The organism is Actinomadura formosensis NBRC 14204, assembly GCF_001552155.1.
GTDB lineage: Bacteria > Actinomycetota > Actinomycetes > Streptosporangiales > Streptosporangiaceae > Spirillospora > Spirillospora formosensis.
The window spans coordinates 1-782 of the sequence record NZ_BCQQ01000317.1 but is presented as its reverse complement, the minus strand read 5'-3'; the positions used below and the strand labels follow the sequence as shown (position 1 = coordinate 782).

The following is a 782-nucleotide window of genomic DNA, read 5'->3' as shown; positions in this document are numbered from 1 at the left end:
CGCCGCCCGCCCGCGCCGCCGCCGCCAGCCGCGCCCGCCCGGACCGCAGTTGGGCCCGCAGGCCCGCCAGGTCGCGGCACACCCCCGTCGCCGCCTCCACCTGCGAGGACAGCAGCTCGGCCTGGAACGAGCCGCCCGAACTCTCCCACCCGTGCGGGCCGACCACCGCAAGGACACGTGCCGCATGCGGAACGCACCGCCCCGACACCGCGTCCACCAGCAGGAACTCCTCCTCCACGCCGAGAGTCACGCCCGGTGCCCCGGGGCCGTGTGCGCCCATGTGGTGTCCCCCTCGCTCGTGCGCGCCCCCGTCACCGGTGGCAATGCCCGCGCAGAACGTCCCCTCCCGCCCCCGGGCAAGATCCTTTGCGCCGCCGCACGGCCCTGGTCGGCCGTGCCGTTCAGTGGTGCCGTTCAGCCGTGCAGGGCCACGTAAGGGGCCAGGGCCAGCAGGCTCACCACCAGCGCGCCTTTCAGCGCGCCGGCCGGCACCGCCCGCGCGATCACCCACCCCGCCAGCACTCCCGCCAGCTCCGGGACGCCCACCACCGCCGCCAGCGGCCAGTCCACCGCGCCCGCCGCGACGTACCCGGCCGTCCCGGCACCGGCGATCACCACCGACTGCGCCTGCGCCGCCGCCAGCGCCGGCAGTACCGGCGTCCCCAGCGCCACCAGCAGCGGGACGCTCAGCAGCGGCCCCCCGACCCCGAACATCGCGCCCACCACCGCCACCCCGGCGCCCACCGCCGCGGCGGCCGGCCGGCCCAGCTCGCCGGCGGCCC

At 78.5% G+C, this 782-nt stretch carries 2 protein-coding genes; both read right to left on the bottom strand.

Going from position 1 to position 782, the window contains the following annotated elements; genetic code table 11:
* Positions 1–280 (bottom strand): glutamate-cysteine ligase family protein (locus tag AF1_RS32730; protein ID WP_303621265.1); only part of this gene is annotated, 280 nt, incomplete at its 3' end.
* Positions 281–414: 134 nt separating this feature from the next.
* Positions 415–782 (bottom strand): sulfite exporter TauE/SafE family protein (locus AF1_RS32725; protein WP_157419462.1); only part of this gene is annotated, 368 nt, incomplete at its 5' end.